Here is a 15,196-nt window from a genome sequence, read left to right as displayed (position 1 = left end):
GTACTGAGGAGTAAAATAGAAGTAGGAAAAGAATATATGGATGGAGGGATTTTCAATGGAAAAACTGATGTCTTACTTCTATAAATTAGTTGCAATTGTGACCATCCTCTATTTAATGATTACAATCTACTTAATGAGTTTAGGAGATTCTTTAATCACTCGTGAAGGATGGTATGTCATTATCCTAAGTAGTTTTATTCTTGTGATTGTTTTTGGCCTAGAATATGCACGCAGGAGGTTCCCAGATAGCCTTTTTGAATTAATGTTGAATACGATCGGAATGCTTTGTATAGGCTGGTTGATGTTTGTTGTCCGTGCTTTTGGGGTTACTGTCAACAACCACGCAAGTAGTCTTCAGTTGAATAGTGTATTTCAACAAATCATTTCGGGATTCGAATGGAGTCGCTTAGTACTATTTATTTTAAGTATTGCTTTTGTGATTGGAAATGGGATTCGCTATTTAAAACAGTCTAAACTAGTAACTCATTCATAATCTTCTTAAAACGGGACGTGAGAACGTTCCGTTTTTACTTTTTTTGAAAAGGTTGATATAATAAGAACAAATGTTCGTTTTCAGGTGGAGGTATAGATGCGAAAAATATTACATGTGGATATGGATGCTTTTTTCGCTTCTGTTGAACAAAGAGAGCACCCAGAGTGGAGAGGAAAACCAGTTATTGTTGGAGGAAAACCCAATGAAAGAGGAGTCGTCTCAACTTGTTCATACGAAGCACGAGCTTTTGGTGTTCGATCTGCGATGCCTACAGCAAAAGCCATGAAACTATGTCCAAAAGCGATTCTTACTCCAGGAAACTATTCATTGTACAAAGAGATATCCTCTCAAGTTCGTGAAGTGTTTAAATCCTTTACGAATATGATAGAACCACTTTCGATTGATGAAGCTTATTTAGATGTAACCAATAATAGTAGGGGGATTACTTCTGCCACTTTAGTAGCACACTTGATTCAAAAGGAAGTGTATGAAAAGACTGGACTTACTTGTTCTGTGGGCGTGTCTTTTAATAAGTTTTTGGCTAAAATGGCCTCAGGTTATCAAAAGCCTTCTGGAATTACAGTGATTACACCTGAAAACGCACAAGAATTTATTCGGACTATTCCAATTGGGGATTTTTATGGGGTTGGAAAAGTGAGTGCTGAAAAGCTTAGAAGAGCAGGAATTGAAACGGGAGAAGACTTGCTTCATTTATCGAAAGCAGAATTAGAAAGTAGATTTGGAAATTTAGGACCTAGGTTATATGCACAGGTAAGAGGAATCTCGAATGATCAATTGACTTTGTATCGAGAAAGAAAATCCATGGGTTCAGAAAGAACTCTTATCAAGGATACGACAGATCATGGTATTTTGAGTGAGTATTTAGAAAAGTTTTCTCTTGAAATAGCCAGCATGCTACAGAAAAGAGCATTAGCATCTCGTACAATTTCATTAAAATTAAGAGATTCTAATTTTAATACAACAAGTAAAAGTGTTACATTACGGGACTATTTTAATAAAAAAGAAGAAATTCTTCAGCTTGCATTGCAACTATTTGAAGAAATGATGGATGAAACGCCAATTCGTTTGATTGGGCTAAGTGTTTCGCATTTAGAAAAGACAGATAAAATTTATAAACAATTAAAACTGTTTTAATAAATTAGTACAGTTCTAAAAGTGAAACTAGTACAGTTTGCAAGTGAAAACTATAGGTACATTTGCTGAAAATAGATGAAAACAGATAAAGAGATGAACAAATCGGAATAAAAAAAGACTTTATAAAGCGTAACAAAATAGAACTTTATTCACAAAGTTAACAGAAACGCTCTATAAAGTCTTCTTTGCTTGCATAATTCACAAAAGTTTGTTAAATTATTATACGATAGCAGAGGGAATAGTACAGTTTTAACTACCTGTTTTGTCTGTGAAGCACAATTTCTTATAGAAAAGGGGAAAAAAGAAGTATGGCAACGAAGAAAAAATTCAATCTCGATGCACTTTTCACACCAAATAACACGAACTTTGAAATGGTTCAAGTGTTAGACGCAGAAGGAAAAGTTGTAAATCCTGACTTAGTACCAGATTTATCTGACGACGAATTAGTTGAATTAATGACAGATATGGTATGGTCTCGTATTTTACACGAACGTTCAACTGCATTAAACCGTCAAGGACGTTTAGGTTTCTATGCTCCAACAGCAGGACAAGAAGCTTCACAATTAGCTTCAATTAAAGCAATTGAAAAAGAAGACGTTCTTTTACCTGGTTACCGTGATGTACCTCAATTAGTAAAACACGGTTTACCATTATCACAAGCATTCTTATGGTCTCGTGGACATGTTGCAGGTAACATGTACCCAGAATCATTAAAAGCTTTACCACCACAAATCATTATCGGTGCACAATATGTTCAAGCAGCAGGTGTTGCATTAGGTTTACAAAAACGTGGTAAGAAAAACGTTGCAGTAACTTATACTGGTGATGGAGGATCTTCACAAGGGGACTTCTACGAAGGAATTAACTATGCTGGTGCATACAAATCACCTGCAATCTTCTTTATCCAAAATAATGGTTGGGCTATTTCAACTCCTCGTGAGTTACAAACAGCTGCTCCAACATTAGCTCAAAAAGCTGTTGCTGCTGGTATTCCTGGTATCCAAGTGGATGGTATGGACCCATTAGCAGTTTACGCTGTAACTAAAAAAGCTCGTGAATACGCAGTTGCTGGAAACGGTCCTGTGTTAATCGAAACAATCTGCTTCCGTTATGGTCCTCATACATTATCAGGTGACGACCCAACTCGTTACCAACCAGAAGGAATTCAAGATGAATGGGCTAAGAAAGATCCATTAATTCGTTTCCGTAACTACCTAACAGCTAAAGGCTTATGGTCAGAAGAAAAAGAAAACGAAGTAATCGAAGCAACTAAAGAAGAAATCAAAGAAGCGATTAAAGAGGCTGACAAACAACCTAAACAAAAAGTTTCATTCTTCTTAGAAACAATGTTTGAAGAACCAACAAACGTTATTAAAGAACAAATCGAACACTTTAAAGCAAAGGAGAATAAATAATTATGGCACAAATGACAATGATTCAAGCCATCACTGATGCATTGGCTGTTGAATTAAAACGTGATGAAAATGTCCTAATTTTCGGGGAAGACGTTGGTAAAAACGGTGGGGTTTTCCGTGCAACTCAAGGACTTCAAGATGAATTCGGTGAAGACCGCGTTTTCAATACTCCTTTAGCAGAATCTGGTATCGGTGGTTTAGCAATCGGTTTAGCTTTAGAAGGTTACCGTCCAGTTCCTGAAATCCAATTCTTCGGATTCGTATTCGAAGTAATGGATAGCGTGGTAGCTCAAGCAGCTCGTACACGTTACCGTATGGGTGGAACTCGTCAAATGCCTATCGTATTCCGTTCACCAATGGGTGGAGGGGTACATACTCCAGAATTACACTCAGATAACTTAGAAGGTTTAGTAGCTCAATCACCAGGTTTGAAAGTAGTTATCCCTTCAAACCCATACGATGCAAAAGGGTTATTAATCTCAGCTATTCGTGACAACGACCCAGTTGTTTACTTAGAGCACATGAAATTATACCGTTCATTCCGTGAAGAAGTTCCAGAAGGAGAATACACAGTTCCTCTAGGAGTAGCTGCTGTAACTCGTGAAGGTAAAGACGTATCTGTAATCACTTACGGTGCAATGGTTCGTGAAGCTGTTAAAGCTGCTGAGAACTTAGAAAAAGAAGGAATCTCAGTAGAAGTTATCGACTTACGTACTGTTTCTCCATTAGACTTAGACACAATCTTAGCATCAGTTGAAAAAACTGGTCGCGTAGTGGTTGTTCAAGAAGCACAACGTCAAGCTGGTATCGGCGCAATGGTAATGTCTGAAATTTCTGAACGCGCAATCTTAAGTTTAGAAGCTCCAATCGGACGTGTTGCAGCTCCAGATACAATCTTCCCATTTGGTCAAGCAGAAAACGACTGGTTACCAAATGCTAGCGACATTGAAGCTAAAGTTCGCGAAACAGTGAACTTCTAATTTAACAATTTTCATTCTAAAGAGCCTCTCACTTGAGTGTGCTCTTTAGAGTTTTATAAAAATAAGAAGGGATGTACAAGCATGGCTTTCCAATTTAAAATGCCTGATATCGGTGAAGGTATCGCAGAAGGCGAAATCGTAAAAATCGACATTAAAGTCGGAGATACAATTCAAGAAGATGATATTTTATTCGAAGTACAAAACGACAAATCTGTAGAAGAAATTCCTTCTCCAGTAAGTGGTAAAGTATTAGAAGTTAAAGTTCAAGAAGGTACAGTAGCACGAGTTGGCGACATCATCGTAGTTATTGACGATGGTTCTGGCCCTGCAGAAGCATCTGCACCAGCAGCGGCTCCAGCGGCAGCACCTGCACCAGCTGCACCTGCAGCATCAAGCACTTTCCAATTCAAATTACCTGACATCGGTGAAGGAATTGCAGAAGGTGAAATCGTTAAAATCGACATCAAAGTAGGCGACACAATTGCTGAAGATGACATTTTATTCGAAGTACAAAACGACAAATCAGTAGAATCTATTCCTTCTCCAGTATCTGGAACTGTTACAGCAGTTTTAGTATCTGAAGGAACAGTAGCTCACGTTGGTGATGTAATCGTTGAAATCGCAACAGAAGGCGGTTCTCACGCACCTGCAGCAGCGGCTCCAGCAGCACCTGCAGCACCAGCAGCTCCAGCGGCACCTGCAGCTCCAACTGGAGTTCCAGCAGCAAGCAACCCTGGTAAATTAGTATTAGCAATGCCTTCAGTTCGTCAATATGCACGTGAAAAAGGTGTTGATATTACAGCAGTAGTTCCAACTGGTAAAGGTGGACGCGTAACTCGTGAAGACATCGATAACTTCGGTGGCGCACCAGTGGCAGCTCCTGCAGCAGCTCCAGCATCAGTAGAAGCTCCAGCAGCATCAGCAGCACCAGCTCAAGCATCTGCACCAGCAGCGGCTCCAGCTCCAGCTAAACCATTCGTTGGATCAGCAGAACGTGAAGAACGCGTTAAATTAACTCCAATGCGTAAAGCAATCTCTAAAGCAATGGTTAACAGCAAACATACTGCCCCACACGTTACATTACATGACCAAGTTGAAGTTTCTAAACTTTGGGATCACCGTAAGAAATTCAAAGATGTTGCAGCTGCACAAGGTACTAAATTAACATTCTTACCTTACGTTGTTAAAGCTTTAGCAGTAGCAATGAAGAAATTCCCAGTATTGAATGCTTCTATCGATGACGCATCTCAAGAAATTGTTTACAAAAACTACATCAACATCGGTATCGCTACAGATACAGATTTAGGTTTATTCGTTCCAAATATCAAAGATGCGAATACTAAGAGCATGTTCGGTATTGCAGATGAAATTAACGCATTAGCTGCAAAAGCTCATGAAGGTAAATTAACAGCTGCTGAAATGGGACAAGGAACAATTACAATCTCTAACATCGGTTCAGTAGGTGGCGGTTGGTTCACTCCAGTTATCAACTACCCTGAAGTTGCGATTTTAGGTGTTGGTACAATCGTTCGCGAACCAGTAATCAACGAAAACGATGAAATCGTAATCGGACGTAACATGAAATTATCATTAAGCTTTGACCACCGTATCGTGGACGGCGCAACTGCTCAAAAAGCTATGAACGAAATCAAACGTCTATTAAACGATCCAGAATTATTATTAATGGAAGCTTAATTCATTAAACAGTTAGGAACGACGTAGACGCGTGTTTACGTCGGTTCCTTATTTGAAAACTTTTAAGAGGTGAAAAAAATGGTAGTAGGCGATTTCGCTATTGAACTAGATACAGTCGTAATCGGTGCCGGCCCTGGTGGATATGTTGCAGCTATTCGTGCAGCACAAGAAGGTCAAAAAGTTGCGATTATCGAGAAAGAATATATTGGTGGTGTCTGCTTAAACGTTGGATGTATTCCTTCTAAAGCATTGATTGCTGCTGGACATCATTACCAAGAAGCACAACACTCAGAAGTATTTGGTGTGACTGCTAAAGAAGTTGTTTTAGACTTCGCAAAAACTCAAGAATGGAAAGATAACCAAGTTGTTAAGAAATTAACTGCTGGTGTTGAGTACTTATTAAAGAAAAACAAAGTTGAAATCATTCGTGGAGAAGCTTTCTTAGTAGACGAACACACTTTACGTGTTGTGACTGAAGACAGCGCTCAAACATACTCATTCAACCATGCTATCGTAGCTACAGGTAGCCGTCCAATCGAAATCAAAGGATTCAAATTTGGCGGACGCGTGATCGATTCAACTGGTGGTTTAGGTCTTAAAGAAGTTCCTAAAAAATTAGTTGTTATCGGTGGTGGAGTTATCGGTTCAGAACTAGGTTCAGCATACGCTAACTTAGGTTCAGAAGTGACAATCCTTGAAGGTGCTCCAAGCATCCTTTCAATGTTTGACAAAGACATGGTTAAACTTGTTGAAGATAACATGGCTAAAAAAGGTGTTACTATCGTAACAAACGCAATGGCTAAAGAAGCTGTTGACAATGGTGATAGCGTAACTGTTAAGTACACAGTTGACGGCAAAGAAGAAGCTGTTGAAGCGGACTACGTAATGGTTGCTGTAGGTCGCCGTCCTAACACTGACGAATTAGGATTAGACGTTGCTGGTGTTGAAATGACTGAACGTGGTTTAGTAAAAGTTGATAACCAAGGACGTACAAACGTTAAAAATATTTTTGCTATTGGTGATATCGTTCCTGGACCAGCTTTAGCTCATAAAGCAAGCTACGAAGGAAAAATCGCTGCAGAAGCAATCTCAGGTAAAGCAGTGGCTGTTGACTACCGTGCAATGCCTTCTGTTGCCTTCACTGATCCAGAATTAGCTTCAGTTGGATACACTCAACAACAAGCTAAAGATGCTGGTTTACAAGTGAAAGCTTCTAAATTCCCATTATCAGGAAATGGTCGTGCATTATCATTGAACGCTACTGAAGGTTTCGTTCGTTTAATCACTACTAAAGATGATAACGTAATCGTTGGTGCACAAGTTGCCGGAGTAAATGCTTCAGATATCATTGCTGAATTAGGTTTAGCAATTGAAGCTGGAATGAATGCAGAAGATATCGCATTAACAATTCACTCACATCCATCACTATCAGAAGTAGTTATGGATACAGCTGAATTAGCATTAGGTATGCCAATTCACGTTTAATTTTCATATTAATGAACTTAGAGGACTCGAATTATCGGGTCCTTTTTTGTTGCTGTTAAAGAAAAGATGACGTAGTTTTCGTTTTAAACCCGAACAATTATCTGAATGAAGTTTAAAATATTTGTGGTTTCCTCCTGGATAGCTTGATTGGAGTAGGGGTTATCGCTTATAATGAAGCGTATAAGACAGAATGAAGGAAAAGCTTCATCCTCCTCCATTCATCGAACCTTTATGTAAACGAAGGGGGATGTTTCATGTCTGAGGACAAGAAATTTAAGGATTCCTACGTACTTTGTATCGGTGGAATGAACGTGGACAAGAAAGTCCAATTGCTCGAAAATCTCGTGCTCGAAACGAGCAATCCAGTAGTCTCATCATTAAGTGCAGGTGGTGTTGCCAGAAACATTGCTGAAAATTTAGGACGACTAGGGCTATCTGTTAAGATGTTATCGGTAGCAGGAGATGACGAAAGTTTTACATGGCTTGAAAGAGAAACGAAAGACATTATTGATTTTTCATTAGTTGACCGACTGTCAGGAAAAATAACTTCGAATTATACAGCGATTTTGGACCTTCAAGGTGATATGTGTCTTGCTTTAGCAGATATGACCATTTGTGAGGAGATGACACCTCAGTGGATCACTTCGCATGAAGAAGCGGTGAAAAAAGCAGCGCTCATCATTGCGGATCTCAATCTTCCTCAAGAAACATTAGCAGCGCTTATACAGCTAACAAATGAAGGAAAAATTCCACTTGCCATTATTCCAGTGAGTGGGCCGAAGATGAAACGAATTCCAGACAATTTACAAGGAGTGAATTGGATTGTCGTGAATGAAGATGAGTCAAAAACACGGTACGGCGAACACGAACTTCCTGAACTGGCTATATTGTGGCAGAAGGATGGCGTTGAAAATATCGTCATTACAAAAGGGACGAAATGTGGTGTTTTTTCAGATAGTACAGGAGTCGTAAAGACTTTTACACCGATAAAAGTAGAGCAAGTCTGTGATGTGACAGGAGCAGGAGATTCATTTTCTTCTGGAGTGCTTTACGGAGCTCTTAAGGGGGCTAGCTTGGAAGAATCGATAGGATACGGATTAACGAATTCGTACTATACGGTCCAAGCCATTGAAACAGTTCGAAAAGACTTAAACGCTAAGTCATTTGAAAAAGAATATCAACAATTAAAGGAAAGAGGTTTATCATGAATCCATTATTATCAATCAGTAAAGAAGTGCAACACGCTTTAGACAACAACTTACCAGTCGTTGCGTTAGAATCAACCATCATTTCACACGGAATGCCATATCCACAAAACGTTGAAATGGCTAAAACTGTTGAACAAATTATCCGCGACAATGGAGCTGTTCCTGCAACAATCGCCATCATGGACGGAAAATACAAAATTGGTTTAGAAGAAGCGGACTTAGAACGTCTTGCAAAAGAAAAACCAGTCGCAAAAGTATCACGCCGTGACTTAGCAGAAACATTTGCTAAAGGTGTTTTAGGTGCAACTACAGTAGCAACAACGATGATTGGTGCGCACTTAGCGGGTATCAAAGTATTCGTAACTGGCGGTATCGGTGGGGTTCACCGTGGGGTTGAAGAAACAATGGATATTTCAGCAGACTTAGATGAATTAGGACAAACTCCAGTCACAGTTGTCTGCGCTGGTGCCAAAGCGATTCTTGATTTACCACGTACTCTTGAATATTTAGAAACAAAAGGAGTGCCAGTAGTAGGTTACCAAACAGACTACTTACCAGCATTCTACACTCGTACATCTGAGTACAAATTAAACAGCCGAGTTGAATCAGCTAAAGAAGTTGCTGAAATGATTCGTTACTCTGAATTACTAGGCCTTAAAGGTGGTATCTTAGTCACAAACCCAATTCCATCTGAACACGAAATCCCACACGAAAAAATCGATGCAATTATCGATCAAGCGGTTCGTGAAGCAGACGAAAAAGGTGTTCACGGAAAAGACAGCACACCATTCTTATTAGCGAAAATCGTTGAGTTAACAGGCGGGGAAAGCTTGAAGACGAATATTCAGCTTGTTTACAATAACGCGAAACTTGGTGCGCAAATCGCAAAAGAATACCAAGAAGGAAAATAATTCAGTACTTAAAAGTACTCTTATGGATTACTCTGTATCCTTACGGATATCTTCATATTAGCGATAACGGGGCATCGGTTCGAGCCCAAGGTCTCTCACCTTTAAAGCCTCAAAGAGGGCGTATGGATTAAAAATCCTACGCCCTCTTATTCGTTTTAATGCTATTCCCGTTATTGCTAATATAGAATCCGTGGATACGACGTAATCCATAGATGATTGGTTTTCTTTTGGGATTGTACCCAAGAGAAAAGGTGGCTGTGCTTCTTGAGTTAGAGAGTACAGGGACTAAGTTTGAAGAGCATGCTATCAACAAATTGAGCGGAGTCTCTGTAATCCATAAGGGGATATTTTTCTTTTTGGATTTGTGCGCAAGGGGAAGGGAACGGTGCTTCTCGAGTTAGAGAGTGCAGGAACTAAAGTTGAAGATTGTGCTAGAAATTAGTCGAGCTGAAAAGCAGTTATAAAGTTTGATAGGTTTTGTCTAATTTTCGAGGAATCAACCTATTTAGTAAATATTGGAAGAGTTGTATTTAACCTTATACGGCACAAAGAAGATGATGACGGAGAATCTTGCGGATTTATAGTCGTAGTAATGGGGAAGTGCATTAAATGTGAATTAGCAGGAGTTAGAAATTTATTTCTTACTCCTGATTTGAGGCTTTAAAGGCGAAAGACGTAAGACTTGAGCCGGTGCCCCATTACCGCGACTATTAATACATCCGCAAGGATTCTCCGTCATCATCTTTTTTTAGCGAAATTTTTGTTATGCATAAATGGAAACTCTTGCAGAAAAAGTGTATACTAAATAGGTATGATTGTGAGGTGGCGAAATGGCCAATTATAGTTATCCAATTGATTTGGAATGGTCGCATGAAGAGATGAGTAAAGTCATCAAACTTTGGAATGCGGTCGAAGAGGCTTACGAGAAAGGGATCCAAGTCGAGGCATTCAATAAAGCCTACCAAGAATTTAAAACGGTAGTCCGTAGTATCGGTGAAGAGAAGAGACTTGGCCGTGAATTCGAGGAAGTAAGTGGATATAGCCTTTATCGTGTTGTCCAAGCAAGTAAAAACGCAACAAAAATTATTCGTATGGAAGGATTGAAAAAATAATGGATTTATTAGCAACACACTTATTAGTAAATGACTGGATTATGGAGGCTGGACAAAAAATCCGTCACAGCTTTGGGGAACCATTAAAAGTAGATACAAAAACAAGCCGTAATGACTTAGTAACAAACGTGGATAAAGAAATCGAACAATTCTTTATCGCAAAAATTCGTGAACAATTTCCAACACACAAAATCATGGGAGAAGAAGGTTTCGGTGACGAATTAACTTCAATGGACGGTTACGTTTGGTTAATCGACCCAATCGATGGCACATTGAACTTCGTGAAACGTCAAGAAGACTTTGGGATTATGATTGCTTTATATAAAGATGGCGTTGGTCTTTTAGGTTACATTTACGATGTAATGCGTGACCGCTTCGTTTACGGTATTAAAGATTACGGTGCGTACTGCAACGGTCGTCGTCTTTCAACTCCTGAAATCCACAGCATTGGCGACAGCTCCATTAACGTGAATGGATTTATGTTATTAGAAGCGACTGAAAAAGAAGCAGAAATGATTCGTAAAGCAATGGTTACTCGTACTTACGGTGCTTCTTCAATCGAGCATATCCAAGTAATCTTAGGAAAATCTGTAGCGTATGTTTCTACATTACTTGCTCCATGGGATATCGCACCTGGAATGGTTATCGCTAAAGAACTAGGATTACACTACAGTACAGTTGACGGAAAAGAAGTAGACTTCTTAGTTCCTAACAAAAAGACAACAGGTGTTATCTGTTCTAAAAATATTGCTGACGAAATTATCGCAGCATTTAAATAAAAATGAGTGGAGGGGCGTAAGAGATTATGCCTCTTTGTTTTAAAGGAGAACGTATGAATATTGCAGTTTATTGTGCGGCGAGCCAAAGTAATTGCCCTGCATTTGATCAGAAAACAGAAGAACTAGGCAAGTGGATGGCAAAACACAACCACACGCTTGTCTACGGTGGTGGAAATACTGGACTCATGGGAGTGGTTGCGACTGCCGTGATGAACGAAGGCGGCGAAGTCATTGGCGTGATGCCGCAGTTTTTTGTAGGCCGTGAAATTGCGAAACAAGATATCACGAAACTTCATATTGTCGATACGATGTCCGAGCGTAAAAATCAGATGATTGCACTCAGTGACGTATATATTGCGCTTCCTGGTGGTCCTGGCACCCTTGAAGAAATTGCAGAAGTGGTTTCTTGGGTACGTGTAGGACAAACGGATGGTATATGTATCTTCTATAATATGGAAGGCTATTATGATCATTTAGAAGCCTTTTTCGATAAAATGATGGAGGCGAACTTACTAAGCAAAGAAGACAGAAGCCAAATTCATTTTGCGAAAACTTTGGCTGAAATCGAAGCGTTGATTGAAGCTCATAAAAAGCGTTAGAAGTGATTCTAGCGCTTATTTTTAATAGCGAAAAGGTTGGAACTTTGCTATAATAAAGGATATGAGTTTAAGGGAGGGCAACGAATGGAATTAGAAAAAACAACGCAAATGAACTTGCTTGTAGAGTTCTATGGCAGCCTTTTAACCGATAAACAACTCGAATATATGGAGCTCTATTATGGGGATGATTATTCGCTTGGTGAAATCGCCGAAGAATTTGACGTGAGCCGTCAAGCAGTATATGATAATATCCGCCGCTCGGCAAAGTTATTAGAAAATTACGAAGAGAAATTACATCTGGTCGCTGATTTCTATAAACGCCAAGAGCACTATGATGAATTAGAAAAAGAAATTCAAAAGAACTATCCTGAGGCAACACAGCTTGCTTCAATCGTTTCAAAATTACAAGAGATGAATAAATAAACTCAAGGAGTGAAATTATGGCATTCGAAGGATTATCAGATCGTCTGCAAAATGCGATGACTTCCGTTTCACGAAAAGGAAAAATTACGGAAGCTGACTTAAAACAAATGATGCGTGAAGTGCGTCTTGCGCTTTTAGAAGCCGACGTTAACTTCAAAGTTGTAAAAGACTTCGTGCGTAAAGTCAACGAACGTGCATTAGGTGCCAATGTGCTTGAAGCATTATCACCAGCACAACAAGTCGTTAAAATCGTTAACGAAGAATTAACAGAATTAATGGGGGGCGAACAAGCGCCATTCCGTTTCGAAGCTAAACCGCCAACGGTAGTGATGATGGTCGGTCTTCAAGGGGCCGGTAAAACAACGACTGCTGGTAAACTCGCTTCTTTCATGGCAAAACATGAAAAGAAACGCCCATTATTAGTTGCTGCCGACGTGTACCGTCCAGCCGCGATTGACCAATTACAAACATTAGGGAAACAATTAAACTTCCCAGTGTTCTCACTTGGAAATCAAGTAAGCCCAGTGGAAATTGCCAAACAAGCGATTGAAAAAGCGAAAATTGATGGTCGCGACTTAGTGATTATCGATACGGCCGGTCGTTTGCATATTGATGAAACCTTGATGGAAGAATTACAAAACATCAAGGCAGTCGCAAATCCAAGCGAAATCTTACTCGTTGTCGACTCAATGACAGGGCAAGATGCCGTAAACGTAGCTCAAACGTTTAATGAACGTCTGGACATCACAGGGGTTATCCTTACAAAACTTGATGGGGACACTCGTGGTGGTGCGGCTCTATCTATCCGTTCAGTTACAGGAAAACCAATTAAATTTACAGGTCGTGGGGAAAAATTAGAAGACTTCGAAATCTTCTACCCAGAACGTATGGCTTCTCGTATTCTTGGTATGGGGGATATGATGACCCTTATCGAGAAGGCGCAACAAGACTTCGATGAAGCAAAAGCGCAAGAGATGGCGGATAAAATTAAAGCCAACACTTTTGACTTTAATGACTTTATCGACCAATTAGACCAAGTGAATAAGATGGGACCACTAGAAGACATCTTGAAGATGATTCCAGGGTTAAATAAGATGGCTGGTCTAAACGACTTAAAAGTGGATCCAAAAGATACAGCTCGTATGAAAGCAATCGTCTTATCAATGACTCCACAAGAGCGTGAAAATCCAGATATCTTATCACAAGCTCGTCGTAAACGGATTGCGGCAGGTTCGGCTCGTCCTTTAGCAGAAGTGAACCGTTTAATTAAACAGTTCAACGAATCTAAGAAGATGATGAACCAAATGTCTAATGGGAATATGAAAGGCCTAGAAGGTATGATGAACCAAATGGGCATGGGCGGACGTGGAAACAAACTCGCTCAAATCGGTATGCAACAATACGCACGCCGTCAAAAACAAAATAAATTGAAAAAATTAAAGAAAAAACGTTAGGAAACAGCGTTATAAAATAATTTAAACCGCAACATCTTACTGAACTGTAAGGTTGCGGTTTTTTTATGGCGATAATAACGCAAAGAAAGGAGAACTCAATGGGAAATCAAACGAAAACATGGCATGTCATTCCAGCAGTAATCGCAACGGCGATTATGAGCTTTTGTGGTGTGTTGATTGAAACCGCAATGAACGTTACCTTCCCGACTCTCATGACAGAATTCAATACAGATTCTTCAGGGATTCAATGGGTAACAACAGGATACTTACTAGCGATTGCCATTGTCGTGCCTATTACGGCATATTTAACACGAAACTACACGATTCGCCAACTCTTCTTGGCATCAAACCTTTTATTTATTGGTGGGGTCTTAATTGACTGTATTTCACCAAACTTAGTAATTTTATTACTCGGACGCTTTATGCAGGGGATTGGAACAGGGATTGCACTTCCGCTAATGTTCCATATCGTATTATCTAAAGTACCGCTGCATCAACATGGAACAGTCATTGGGATTGGAGCGATGACAACAGCACTAGCTCCACCAATTGGACCAACATTTGGCGGGGTTGTCTCAAGCGCATTCGGATGGCGTGCGATTTTCTTCGCATTGATTCCATTTTTAGTATTCTCGTTAGTGATGGGGCTTTGGGCGATTCCAACTGAAGAATCTCCGAAGAAACAACCATTCAACTTAATGGCGTTTGTGACATTAGGGATTGGACTTGCAAGCTTACTGATGGCGATTGAACATTTATCAGTCCTCTATCTTGGAGTAGTGGTCGTAGCATTTGCGGCGTTCTTCTACTTTAACCGAGAAAATGCGCTCTTGTCGTTCAAGCCGTTCAAGTTTGCGACGTTCAACGCAACATTATATATCGTCTTGGCTTTCCAAGGAATTGTACTTGGATTATCGTTTATATATCCAAATTATATTCAATTGGCGTGGGGAGAAACAGCCACGGTGGCAGGGCTCTTTATGTTTCCTGGTGCGGCAATGGTGGCCATTCTTTCAGCTTTGTCAGGTCGTTGGTATGATAAATCAGGTCCGTTGAAACCAATTTTAACAGGTTTAGTGTTTGCGGTTGTTGGAGGAGTATTCATTAGTCTATTCTTCCCGCATTTAACCATCTATCCTTTATTAGCGCTCAACGTCATCTTTATGACAGGGATTGGTTTTGTGATGGGAAGTAACGTAACCTATTCATTAGCGCAACTAAATTCTGATATTCAAGCAGACGGGAATAGTATCGTAAATACTTTACAACAGTTCACTGGTGCGATTTCAACAACGATTATCGCTCGGATTTTCAGCTCATTTGATTCAAATTTAGTAACAGCAGGACAAACAAGTATTATTTTTGTAACGACACTTGCAGTTATTGCACTTATTGTTTTCTTGTGGATCTATCCGCAAACACAAAAGAAAAATTAAAGTTAAAGGCAATCTGACTCGAACAAGAGAAGGGTTGTCTTTTTTAGAACG

Annotated in this window: 14 protein-coding genes; all 14 read left to right on the top strand. The window is 39.7% G+C overall.

Annotated features, from left to right (window positions below; all coding sequences use genetic code 11):
• Positions 1-55: 55 nt before the first annotated feature.
• The 14 genes from HMPREF3106_RS02065 (at position 56) to HMPREF3106_RS02000 (ending at position 15,145) form a co-directional block, all read left to right on the top strand.
• The gene (locus tag HMPREF3106_RS02065; RefSeq protein WP_039848748.1) at positions 56-493 is read left to right on the top strand and encodes a hypothetical protein; all 438 of its coding nucleotides are present in this window, start codon (positions 56-58) and stop codon (positions 491-493) included.
• Between the two features lie 96 nt (positions 494-589).
• A complete protein-coding gene (gene dinB / locus HMPREF3106_RS02060) occupies positions 590-1,648 on the top strand; it encodes a DNA polymerase IV (protein WP_070444141.1) in 1,059 nt (352 codons plus the stop codon).
• Positions 1,649-1,956: 308 nt separating this feature from the next.
• The gene (pdhA, locus tag HMPREF3106_RS02055; RefSeq protein ID WP_005605221.1) at positions 1,957-3,063 is read left to right on the top strand and encodes a pyruvate dehydrogenase (acetyl-transferring) E1 component subunit alpha; all 1,107 of its coding nucleotides are present in this window, start codon (positions 1,957-1,959) and stop codon (positions 3,061-3,063) included.
• A 2-nt stretch (positions 3,064-3,065) separates the two neighbouring features.
• Entirely contained in the window at positions 3,066-4,043 is a 978-nt protein-coding gene (locus HMPREF3106_RS02050; RefSeq protein WP_070444139.1) for an alpha-ketoacid dehydrogenase subunit beta, read from the top strand.
• 81 nt (positions 4,044-4,124) lie between these two features.
• Positions 4,125-5,738 (top strand): 2-oxo acid dehydrogenase subunit E2, encoded by a 1,614-nt coding sequence (locus HMPREF3106_RS02045; RefSeq protein ID WP_070444136.1) that lies wholly within the window; start codon positions 4,125-4,127, stop codon positions 5,736-5,738.
• A 78-nt stretch (positions 5,739-5,816) separates the two neighbouring features.
• A complete protein-coding gene (lpdA, locus tag HMPREF3106_RS02040; RefSeq protein WP_070437901.1) occupies positions 5,817-7,223 on the top strand; it encodes a dihydrolipoyl dehydrogenase in 1,407 nt (468 codons plus the stop codon).
• Between the two features lie 254 nt (positions 7,224-7,477).
• Positions 7,478-8,431: a carbohydrate kinase family protein gene (locus HMPREF3106_RS02035; protein ID WP_070444133.1), complete on the top strand. Its 954-nt coding sequence runs from the start codon at positions 7,478-7,480 to the stop codon at positions 8,429-8,431.
• A complete protein-coding gene (locus HMPREF3106_RS02030) occupies positions 8,428-9,342 on the top strand; it encodes a pseudouridine-5'-phosphate glycosidase (RefSeq protein WP_070444130.1) in 915 nt (304 codons plus the stop codon). Before HMPREF3106_RS02035 ends, HMPREF3106_RS02030 begins: the two co-directional genes overlap by 4 nt.
• An 830-nt stretch (positions 9,343-10,172) precedes the next feature.
• Positions 10,173-10,454 (top strand): UPF0223 family protein, encoded by a 282-nt coding sequence (locus tag HMPREF3106_RS02025; RefSeq protein WP_070444126.1) that lies wholly within the window; start codon positions 10,173-10,175, stop codon positions 10,452-10,454.
• A complete protein-coding gene (locus HMPREF3106_RS02020) occupies positions 10,454-11,233 on the top strand; it encodes an inositol monophosphatase family protein (protein WP_005605229.1) in 780 nt (259 codons plus the stop codon). The genes HMPREF3106_RS02025 and HMPREF3106_RS02020 overlap by 1 nt, the downstream gene beginning before the upstream one ends.
• 53 nt (positions 11,234-11,286) lie before the next feature.
• Positions 11,287-11,832 carry an LOG family protein gene (locus HMPREF3106_RS02015; protein WP_070444196.1) on the top strand — a complete coding sequence of 182 codons (546 nt, stop codon included), beginning with the start codon at positions 11,287-11,289 and terminating at the stop codon, positions 11,830-11,832.
• Positions 11,833-11,916: 84 nt separating this feature from the next.
• The gene (locus HMPREF3106_RS02010) at positions 11,917-12,255 is read left to right on the top strand and encodes a putative DNA-binding protein (RefSeq protein ID WP_048711172.1); all 339 of its coding nucleotides are present in this window, start codon (positions 11,917-11,919) and stop codon (positions 12,253-12,255) included.
• Positions 12,256-12,272: 17 nt separating this feature from the next.
• Positions 12,273-13,709 carry a signal recognition particle protein gene (gene ffh / locus HMPREF3106_RS02005; RefSeq protein WP_070444123.1) on the top strand — a complete coding sequence of 479 codons (1,437 nt, stop codon included), beginning with the start codon at positions 12,273-12,275 and terminating at the stop codon, positions 13,707-13,709.
• Positions 13,710-13,807: 98 nt separating this feature from the next.
• Positions 13,808-15,145 (top strand): MFS transporter, encoded by a 1,338-nt coding sequence (locus HMPREF3106_RS02000; RefSeq protein WP_070444120.1) that lies wholly within the window; start codon positions 13,808-13,810, stop codon positions 15,143-15,145.
• Positions 15,146-15,196 lie beyond the last annotated feature (51 nt).

This window comes from Granulicatella sp. HMSC31F03 (genome assembly GCF_001807725.1).
GTDB classification, from domain to species: Bacteria; Bacillota; Bacilli; order Lactobacillales; family Aerococcaceae; genus Granulicatella; species Granulicatella adiacens.
The sequence above is the reverse complement of the archived record's forward strand: the minus strand, read 5'-3'. Positions and strand labels throughout refer to the sequence as shown.